We start from the raw sequence: 9,064 nt of genomic DNA, 5'->3' as shown, positions 1-9,064 counted from the left end.
TCCGAGACCATCGTCATCAGATGTTCGAGCGTGTCGACATTGACGCGGATCGACTGGTTGGCGACCTTGTCGCTCTCGGCCATCTCGCCATCGGCGTTCGCCTTGGCGCGCGCCGCCTTTTTCGGCGCGTCGGCCTTGGCCTCCGCCTTCGCGGGCTCGGCTTTCGCAGACGGCTTCGGCGCGGCAGGCTTGGCCTCAGCCTTCGGCTCCGGCGCCTTTTCATGCGCGGGCGGAGTCTCGATGGCGGTCTCGCGGAAGGCGCGCTCCAGTTCGTCCAGCGACACCTCGCCCGGACGCAGCGGCCGCTCCAGCGTCTGATCGATCAGGGAGCCTTGGGTAACCGCTGCGGCGGGCTTGGCCGCAGGTGCAGCGGCGGGCGCCGCCGGCACCAGCGGGGGCGCAGCCTCGCCGGCGGCCATCGCGGCCATGCCGCGCTCGACCATCGCCTCGAGCTCGCTGATGAGATCGCGGTCTTCGCCCTCGGGCTCGGACTCATTGGCCTCGAGCTGGGCCAGCAGGTCCTTAATGCGATCGATCGTGGTGAGGATCAGCGTCACGGCCTCGCCGGTGACCGGCATGCCGTCGCGAAATTTGCCCATCAGGGTTTCGGCGGCATGCGCCAGCGCTTCGAGCCGCGGCAGGCCGAGGAAGCCGCAGGTCCCCTTGATCGTGTGTACCAGACGGAAGATGTTATCGAGGATCTTGGCGTTGTTCGGCTCCTGCTCGAACCGCACCAACTGATTATCGACGGTATCCAGGCTCTCGCTGGTCTCCGTCAGAAACTCACGCAACAGGTCATCCATGAAACTGGCCTTCGCACGCAACGGAACGCGACATGACGCGCCCTTCAAACCGTGGCCAGTTTCGGTCCAAAGCGTTTAATATTAGTTGAGTAAGCGCAAATGAACGGACTCAACAAAGAGATAAGATGTCTCCGGACAATTTCGGAGACGCGGCTAAGACTTGATTAACCACGGTGAATGGTTTCTTGCGCCGGACCGACGACACGAAGTCGCAGTTCGTAGCCGCAGGACCCAGCGGGATCAGGCGGCCTGCACGACCATCGCGGGGCCGTCGGCGGCCAGCGTGACCTTGAGGCCGCAGGCCTCGGCCAGCATCCGGGTGTAGTAAGGCTGCACGGCGTGGGCGTCGACCGTCGACTGGAGTTCGCCGGACAGCAGGTTGACGATGTTCTGCGGCAGCCGGGCATTGAGGCCGGTGGCGGCGACGCGGAAGCTCATCGTCTCGCCCTCGCCGATCGGATCGACCGTCAGCATGCCGCCGCGCGGGATCGTCTGCTGCGCCACCACCATCATGTTGAGCAGCAGCTTGACCCGGTTCTTCGGCAGCAGCAGCCGCGGCAGATTCCAGCTGATGGAGGTCTTGGCGTCCTCGATATGGCCGCGCGCCATGGTCTGGGCATCGCCGAGATCGATCTGCGCGCCGGCAGAGCCGGCGGCGCCGAAAGCGAGGCGGCAGAACTGCAGCCGGGCCGAGGCGGTCTTGGCACTCTTGCGGATCAGTTCGAGCGCGAAATCACGATCCTCGGGCTTCGGATTGTCGTCGAGCACCTCGAGGCCATTGACGATGGCGCCGACCGGACTAATGAGGTCGTGACAGACCTTCGAGCAGAGCAGAGCGGCAAGTTCGAGCGTATCGGGAGCGGGAATCGGATTGGCGATCTCTGAAGAGGACGTGCCGGACATTCGATGTTCCTGGAATCCGCGAACTTTGACGAATCATGCTTGCCTGGTGGTTTGATACACTGCGAAAGCATGAACCGCCACCGAGCTTAGGGCAGGACACGGGAAAGTACGTAGCGGTTTTCCACGCCGGCGCTGCCCAATCGCGCATCAAACCGGCCGATGGGAGCGCTCCGTGACCGGACGGACAGAGGAAATTGACCATGCAAGCTGGATACGGATCGGCCCGAGAGGGCGCGGCGCGATGACGGCCCGCCCGACCGCAGGAACCGTCGGTCTCGAAGCCGCCGCCGCGCTGATGACGCCGCTGACCGAGCTCGTGGTGCAGGCGGCCCACGCCATCCTGGCCGTCAACCGCCGCGCCATGGCCGTCACCGACAAATCCGACGGCTCGCCGGTCACCGAGGCCGACCTGGCCGCCGACAAGGTGATCGCAGACGGCTTGGCGCGGCTGACGCCCGACATCCCGGCCCTGTCGGAAGAGCGGGTCGGGGCCTGCGCGGCGCCGTTCACGGACAGCTTTTTCCTGATCGATCCGCTCGACGGCACCAAGGAGTTCGTCGCCGGGCGGGGCGAGTTCACCGTCAACCTGGCGCTGATCAGCGACGCCAGCCCCCTGCTCGGCATCGTCTGCGCGCCGGCAATCGGGCTGATCTGGCGCGGCCTGGTCGGGCGCGGCGCCGAGCGGCTGTCATTTTCCGAGGCGGGCCTCGGCGCGGCCGAACCGATCCGCACCCGTCCGATGCCGAAGCCGGGCGAGGCCTGGGTGGCCGCCGTCAGCCGGTCGCATGGCGACGACCGCACCGAGGCGTTCATTGCCGCGCGGCCCGGCGCGACGCGGCTGCCGCTCGGCTCGGCGGTGAAATTCGGCCGGCTGGCCGAGGGGCTGGCTGACATCTATCCGCGGCTCGGCCCGACTTCGGAATGGGACGTGGCGGCCGGCCATGCCGTCGTGGTGGCAGCGGGCGGCACCGTGACCGGCGAGACCGGCGTGCCCTTGCGCTATGGCGAGCGCGGCGACAGCTTCCTCGTGCCGAGCTTCATCGCCTGGGGCGACCCCAGTGCGGCGAGAGCCGTCTGACGAGACCCGTCTGACGCGGAGCTATTCCGGCAGATCGTCCTGCAGCGCCGGCCACCGCGCTTCGGCCCGCGCCAGATAACGGGCCGGGTCGGCCTTGAAGGCATCCCGGCTCTCCTCGCGGCTGAACAGGAACAGCCGCTCCTCGATGACGGCGAAAAAGCGCGGATTGCCGGCCACGGTGACGCCGCGCGCCACGTCGGTCGGGTCATAGCCACCGAATTGCGGGCCATAGACCTCCGGATGGGCCAGGAACGAGGCGCGGTTGCCCTCGTTGCGGAACCGCCAGACCACCCCGCCCTGGGCCGCCTCATAGTCGGGGAGGCCGAGCTGCGCCTGGCCATCCACGAAATACGACACCGGGTCGAAACCATCGATGGCCAGCCCGCTGAAGCGATCGGTGATGATTCGCCCCGTGGTGGCCGCACGGATGACGACCGGCGGCATCATCAGCGTCGCCAGCGCGATGGCGGCAAATACGCGGCGAAACAGCGGCCTCGAGCCGCTGATGTTCCGTTGTTGCCGTTGTGCGGTCATAGTTGGTGCCGATAACATGGGTGCAGCAAGGGCTATGCCCTTCAGCGGACAATCGCCGGATGTGGTTGGCGTCAGGTTAAGGGCGATGGTCGGGCAGCCGATAGCAGGGGATTTCCATCGATGAGTTTCGCAACCCGCCTTGCCGCCACGACGCTTGCGGCCATTCTGGCCACGACCGCGTCGGTCGTCGCGCAGCAGGCGCCCCCGCCCGCGCAGCCCTATCAGGGCGCGCCGCCCTACCAGGCTGCGCCGCCGCAGTACCAGCAGCCGGCACCGCCCCCGCGCCCGGCGCCGAGCCCCGACAGCTTCAATCCGGACGAGCTGGTCAATGCCGGCCACCGCTTCTTCGGCAACGTCTCGCGCGGGCTCGCCTCGGTGATCGAGCGCGCCGTCAGCCAATGGGGCCTGCCGAACGGTTATATCCTCGGTGAGGAAGGCGCGGGCGCGTTCGTGGCCGGGCTGCGCTACGGCGAAGGCACGCTCTACACCAAGAACGCCGGCGACCTCCGCGTCTACTGGCAGGGCCCCTCACTCGGCTTCGACTGGGGCGGCGACGGCGCGCGCACCATGACCTTGGTGTACAATCTGCCGGCCACCAGCGCGATCTATCAACGCTTCGTCGGCATCGACGGCTCGGCCTACATCGTCGGCGGCTTCGGAATGACCGCGCTGACCGCCAACAACATCGTGCTGGTACCGATCCGCTCCGGCATCGGCCTGCGGCTCGGCGCCAATGTCGGCTATCTGAAGTTTACCCCGAGCGCGACGTGGAACCCGTTCTGAGGCCGCCAACTGATACCATCGCGACACATTCTCCGGTGACGGATCAAGGTTAACACGGCATTGGGCTGGCGTTGAATCAGCCCCCCGTGCATTGTGATTCCGTTAATCATTCCGGACCGGGAGTTGTGCGTCATGGTCGAGCCGATCATGTATTTTGCGATCGGTTTTCTGATCGCCATGCTCTGTGCCCTCATGATCGTGCCGCTGGTGCACAATCGTGCGGTGCGGCTGACGACGCGCCGGCTGGAAGCGGCCACGCCGCTGTCGATGGCCGAGATCCAGGCCGATAAGGACCAGCTGCGCGCGGAGTTCGCGATGTCGGCGCGGCGGCTGGAGATGAGCGTCGACGCGCTCAAGAACAAGGCCACCGGCCAGCTCGCCGATCTCGGCAAGAAGACCGACGCCATCAACCGCATGAAGATCGAGCTCGGCGAGAAGAACGCCGCGATCTTCGCCCTCGAAGCGCGTGAGAAGGCGCTGAAGGATCAGCTGCGCGCGACGGAGGAAGAGTTCGCCGCCAAGACCGAGGCGCTGCGCGCCGCCGAGCAGGCGCTGAAGGAGAAGCAGGCCGAGCTGGTCCGCCTGACCACCGAGCTCAACGACAAGTCCATGCTCGCCGACAGCCGCCAGGTCGAACTCGTCACGGTGAAGACCCAGGTCGAGGAGCTGCGCAGCCGCGTCTCCGAAGCCGAGAAGGAATTCTCCGCGACCCAGGCGCGCCTGGCGCTGGAGCGCGACGAGTCCGACACCGCGACCAAGGCGCTCAACGACGCCCGCGCACGGGTGGAGAATCTCAGCCAGCGCGTCACCGAGCTCGACCGCCAGCTGATCGTCCAGGTCAAGGAAGCCGAGATGCTGGCCTCTCGCGTGGCCGACCTCGAGGGCCGGCTGTCGACCCAGGGCAAGCTGCTCGCCGAACGCGATTTCGAGAACAGCCAGCTCCGCGAGGCCAATGCCGCCGCCGACCGCGCCCTGAAGGAACTGCGCGACGAGCTCGCCGGCCACGGCAGCGGCAAGTCCGCCGCCTTCGACCGGCTCAAGTCTGAGAAGGCCGCGCTCGAGGAGCAGCTGCAGGCCGCGCGCGACGAGCGCACCAAGCTGCAGCGCGAGATGAACGCGATCCAGCAGCAGGCCGAGAGCACCTGGGCCCAGGAGCGCATGGAGAACGCGCTGTTGCGCGAGCGCATCAACGACATCGCCGCCGAGGTGGCAAAACTCGCGATGCAGATCGAGGGCCCGAACTCGACGATCGAGGCCATGCTGGCCGCCGAGCCCGCCGCCAAGCCGGCGAATGCCAACGGCGCTCCCGCAGCCCCGGCGGCGGCCGGCGGTGCGCCCCAGGGCGGCACCCTGGCCGACCGCATCCGCGCGCTGCAGTCGCATGCCTCGCGGGCGCGGCAGATCGGGGCCTGAGGGCAGACCGGATCGCGACCTGCCTGCCCCTTGGAGCCTTCCTTTGGGCTTCCAGGGAGGGACGCCGAACGGCCGATTTCGGTCCAATCGGGGGCGGCGCGGTCACTCCCGCGCAGTTTTCCGCACCGACCCCGCCGCAAATCCTTGACACCCCCTACCCGCGCTTCGTAAATCGCGGGCTCCGACGGACTGCTTCGGCAGCTGCCTTCACGGCCTCTCGGCCGGCAGCCACCCAGATCCGGGCGCATAGCTCAGCGGGAGAGCGTTCCCTTCACACGGGAGAGGTCCAAGGTTCGATCCCTTGTGCGCCCACCATTAAGCCGGAAATTTCAAGAGCTTAGCCGACTATTCCCTAACGATGTGCCCCTATTTTGCCGGGGCACAATCCGGGCACACCGCAAATGTCGGCGATCGTCACGGTCTCGTTGACCGCAAGTCCCCAAAACACACCTGCTGGACAATCAAGCAGAGGCGCTCCGCACGAACCCAAAGCTTGCGATCGGGCAGCGGGCGCAATGAAATTGCGGCTGGTCACATCGCCAGCGACGCGAGGTTCTTCATCCTGGCCATCTGGCCATAGAGCTCGCAGCCATCGTATCGCTCGCGCGCGAGCGCGCAGCCGTTCAGCACCATCAGGAGGCCAGCAGGCATGCGGCACTGACGCTTGGCCGCATCGACCGGACGGAAAAGCAGCAACGAGGCTTGGTCGATTGAAGCACGAGCGCATCCATTCTCTGGCTGCACGGCGACCGGGCTCCTCATCGGACCCGGTCGCCCGCAGGATGGTCGCTACGGCCTCTTCGGCCTGATCGCGTCAGCCGTCGCCTGGATAAAGCCTGGATCTTCACGACGTCCTCGTCCGTCAGCTTGCAGGTGACGTCCGGCATGCCGCGATCGCGGGACGGTCCGTTGAAGACGATGTTCCTCAGCCCGGTGATCTCCTCGGCCGGTACATAGCCGAGATTGCGGATGTTGATCCCCCCAGAAGAGCCGCGATGAGGGCTCCGGCATAAACTCTCATGTCGACGACGAGGCTGCGGGAATGTCTGGCGAAACGACTGCATTCTAGGAGCTGGGAGAGAGATCGTGGGCCGGACACTATCCGCCTGTCTACGTCCAAGATCTGACCGTCGATAGCTGTCGATCTGCTTCTCGATGATCGGACAACGCGCACGCGACGAGTACGCAAATGGCGTGCGTGACATACTCGACTACGAGGACGTTACGAGGCGCAAGCAACGGCTGGAGCCGTACGACTTCTTCACGCCAATCCATGTTCGACCGCGATCCGGGCGAGGTCCATCAAGCTTCGGGCGCCGAGATTTCTCTTCAACACCGTGCAATTGTTGGCGATCGTCTTGTACGAGACCTCCAAGATGTTGGCGACTTCCGCAGGAGCAAGACCAGCGCCAAGGAGGCGAAGGATCTCGAGCTCCCGTGAAGTCAGTTCACGGAGCGGACTTGCCCCTCCGGACGCTTTGAAGAAGGCAAGCTTGTGGGCGATTTCCTCGGAGATATACGCCGCACCTTTCGCGACCTGATGCATCGCGTCGAGGAAACGCAAGGGATCGTCGCTCTTGGACAGATACCCCTTCGCACCAGCGTCGATCGCGCGGGCGGCAAAGATGGGGTCGCTGTGCATGCTGAAGATGATGATCCGGGCTTTCGGGTCACGCAGCAGGATTCGGCGACACAATTCGAACCCGGAAATGCCCGGAAGATTGATGTCGATTGCTGCAACGTCCGGACTCGACGAGAAGTACTTGGTGTATCCGCTCTTTCCGTCCGCCGCGTCGATCAGTTCAATCTCCGGATCGCTCTCGATCAAAGCCCTGCAACCCGAGACGATCAACGGGTGATCATCAACAATCAGAATGCGCATTTATCTGCTCGGCGATCAGTTCAAAAAGGTATGTAGCTACTCAGTTCGACGGCGGCAAGCGGCGCGATGATTGATTTTCAGAATTCCGACGGATTGATCTGGCCCGATTGAAGATGCGCATACAACTCAACCTTTTGTTGATTACCATCTTAGATTGCTTCCATGCGCGATCAATTCGGTCGGCGTTGCGGCACCCGTTGCCATCTCCGTCGAGCAGCTGAAATTGGACCGAGAGATCAGCTCCATCGTCGCGTTACGAGAACATGACGCGCCCTGGTGCAAACAGGAATTTCTTCCCGAAACATGTCGGGAGATTCTGACAATCCCGTTCAACTTCGGGATCGAGATCGCAAGCCAGCGGCGCTGTCGGGCGTTACGCCACGAAGACCCGCTCTTCCTTTCGCACTTTCGCCCCTATCCCGCACGACGATGAGTTGGGAATGACGGCGTCAGAGTAGACCGAAGTTGAAATCTTGCGGTTGTCCGCTTGTGAGGCGCGCGTCGTCGTCGAGTTGTCCGCTTTACGCTTCGCATCGGCATTGCAGGTCAGGGCCTAGAATGAGTGTGTCAAGATTACTTAGAACCCTGCAGCAATCCCGAGGTCTTTCATTTCGGATCTGGATGGCTGCAGCCATTGTCACTTTTGTACTATGCTGGTCGGATCGGACAACGTTGGCACAGAGCCCGTCTTATATTGGCAGTGGAACGCCGATCGAGACGAGTGGCTCGACTTCGTCCATGGCAGTGCCGACCGGCCCAAACTCACCATCACGGGCGGCAGGCGCGCCAGCTCCGGAGTCAGCAGCGAAACCACCTGCCTCGAGTGAGGCTGCTACGGTCACCACGCCCCCGCAACCCGTGGCTGTCAGCGAGCCTGCGCGTGTGGCGCCTTCGTCGCCCCCAAACGCGTCGCCTCCGATTGCTGAGCAGGCACTTGAAGGTGGCTCCGCACCTGGAGAACTATCTCCTTTCACCATGTTTCTCGGTGCCGACATCATCGTGAAGAGCGTGATGATCGGGTTGGTCCTGACGTCCGTGCTGACATGGACGGTGTGGCTGTTCAAATCCGTCGAGCTCCATCTCGCGAAACAGAACGCACGCGCCGGACTGCGCGTGCTGACCGCGGCGCAGACGCTTGCAGCCGCCGCGTCGGAGCTGCGCCCCAGTCGTAACGTTGCGACCAGGTTTGTGGCAGCGGCCCTGAGGGAAGTCGAACTATCATCCGGCGTTTCGGAGCATGGCGTCAGAGACAGGCTGTCCTGGCAGCTGGAGCGCGTGGAGGCAGCCGCCAGCCGGCGCATCGCCTTTGGCATGGGCCTGCTTGCTACGATCGGTGCGGTCGCCCCCTTTGTTGGTCTGTTCGGTACCGTCTGGGGCATCATGAACAGCTTCATTGGCATCTCGCGCCTGCATACCACCAACCTCGCTGTCGTGGCCCCCGGTATCGCGGAGGCGCTGCTGTCGACCGCAACCGGGCTGGTCGCCGCGATTCCCGCGGTTGTGATCTACAACGGCTTCACACGGGCGATCGGCAACTATCGCGCGACATTGCGGGACATGTCCGTCGCTGTGCTGTGCCTGGTGGACCGGACGCCGGCCCGATCATTGCCGAGATCGACGACCGACGAATCGCCCGAGCCCCCCATCTCCGAAGCAGCAGAATAGGCG

At 64.6% G+C, this 9,064-nt stretch carries 8 protein-coding genes and 1 tRNA gene; 5 read left to right on the top strand and 4 right to left on the bottom strand.

What is annotated here, in order from left to right; all coding sequences use genetic code 11:
* On the bottom strand, positions 1–803 hold an 803-nt coding region (locus tag ACQR1Y_RS24395), incomplete at its 3' end, for an Hpt domain-containing protein (RefSeq protein ID WP_434878514.1).
* A 240-nt stretch (positions 804–1,043) separates the two neighbouring features.
* On the bottom strand, positions 1,044–1,706 hold the full coding sequence (gene chpT / locus ACQR1Y_RS24390) for a histidine phosphotransferase ChpT (protein ID WP_434878513.1): 663 nt from the start codon (positions 1,704–1,706) through the stop codon (positions 1,044–1,046).
* Positions 1,707–1,947: 241 nt separating this feature from the next.
* Between chpT and cysQ the strand changes: the two genes are divergently transcribed.
* Entirely contained in the window at positions 1,948–2,784 is an 837-nt protein-coding gene (cysQ, locus tag ACQR1Y_RS24385; RefSeq protein WP_434860065.1) for a 3'(2'),5'-bisphosphate nucleotidase CysQ, read from the top strand.
* A gap of 21 nt (positions 2,785–2,805) precedes the next feature.
* Here cysQ and ACQR1Y_RS24380 read toward each other — a convergent pair whose 3' ends face one another.
* On the bottom strand, positions 2,806–3,318 hold the full coding sequence (locus ACQR1Y_RS24380; protein ID WP_434894321.1) for a YHS domain-containing (seleno)protein: 513 nt from the start codon (positions 3,316–3,318) through the stop codon (positions 2,806–2,808).
* Positions 3,319–3,438: 120 nt separating this feature from the next.
* Between ACQR1Y_RS24380 and ACQR1Y_RS24375 the strand changes: the two genes are divergently transcribed.
* The 3 genes from ACQR1Y_RS24375 (at position 3,439) to ACQR1Y_RS24365 (ending at position 5,829) form a co-directional block, all read left to right on the top strand.
* The gene (locus ACQR1Y_RS24375; protein ID WP_434860063.1) at positions 3,439–4,101 is read left to right on the top strand and encodes a DUF1134 domain-containing protein; all 663 of its coding nucleotides are present in this window, start codon (positions 3,439–3,441) and stop codon (positions 4,099–4,101) included.
* 132 nt (positions 4,102–4,233) lie between these two features.
* Positions 4,234–5,514 carry a hypothetical protein gene (locus ACQR1Y_RS24370; RefSeq protein WP_434878511.1) on the top strand — a complete coding sequence of 427 codons (1,281 nt, stop codon included), beginning with the start codon at positions 4,234–4,236 and terminating at the stop codon, positions 5,512–5,514.
* Positions 5,515–5,754: 240 nt separating this feature from the next.
* A tRNA-Val gene (locus tag ACQR1Y_RS24365) sits at positions 5,755–5,829 on the top strand.
* Positions 5,830–6,775: 946 nt separating this feature from the next.
* Here the strand turns inward: ACQR1Y_RS24365 and ACQR1Y_RS24360 are convergent.
* The gene (locus ACQR1Y_RS24360) at positions 6,776–7,396 is read right to left on the bottom strand and encodes a response regulator transcription factor (protein WP_434860061.1); all 621 of its coding nucleotides are present in this window, start codon (positions 7,394–7,396) and stop codon (positions 6,776–6,778) included.
* A gap of 975 nt (positions 7,397–8,371) precedes the next feature.
* On the opposite strand from ACQR1Y_RS24360, the gene exbB reads away from it, so the two are divergent.
* Positions 8,372–9,061, top strand: coding sequence for a tonB-system energizer ExbB (exbB, locus tag ACQR1Y_RS24355; protein WP_434878510.1), 690 nt, complete (start codon positions 8,372–8,374; stop codon positions 9,059–9,061).
* The last annotated feature ends 3 nt before the right edge of the window (positions 9,062–9,064 follow it).

It is taken from the genome of Bradyrhizobium sp. HKCCYLRH3099 (assembly GCF_051167855.1).
Taxonomy (GTDB): domain Bacteria; phylum Pseudomonadota; class Alphaproteobacteria; order Rhizobiales; family Xanthobacteraceae; genus Bradyrhizobium.
Note: the sequence above shows the minus strand (reverse complement) of the source record. Positions and strands in the feature narration are given on the sequence as shown.

What these genes read in the sequence shown, in the direction of transcription:
- chpT (WP_434878513.1), bottom strand. Translation starts at nt 1,706, where the DNA reads ATGTCCGGCACGTCCTCTTCAGAGATCGCCAATCCGATTCCCGCTCCC.
- cysQ (WP_434860065.1), top strand. Translation starts at nt 1,948, where the DNA reads ATGACGGCCCGCCCGACCGCAGGAACCGTCGGTCTCGAAGCCGCCGCC.
- ACQR1Y_RS24380 (WP_434894321.1), bottom strand. Translation starts at nt 3,318, where the DNA reads ATGACCGCACAACGGCAACAACGGAACATCAGCGGCTCGAGGCCGCTG.
- ACQR1Y_RS24375 (WP_434860063.1), top strand. Translation starts at nt 3,439, where the DNA reads ATGAGTTTCGCAACCCGCCTTGCCGCCACGACGCTTGCGGCCATTCTG.
- ACQR1Y_RS24370 (WP_434878511.1), top strand. Translation starts at nt 4,234, where the DNA reads ATGGTCGAGCCGATCATGTATTTTGCGATCGGTTTTCTGATCGCCATG.
- ACQR1Y_RS24360 (WP_434860061.1), bottom strand. Translation starts at nt 7,396, where the DNA reads ATGCGCATTCTGATTGTTGATGATCACCCGTTGATCGTCTCGGGTTGC.
- exbB (WP_434878510.1), top strand. Translation starts at nt 8,372, where the DNA reads ATGTTTCTCGGTGCCGACATCATCGTGAAGAGCGTGATGATCGGGTTG.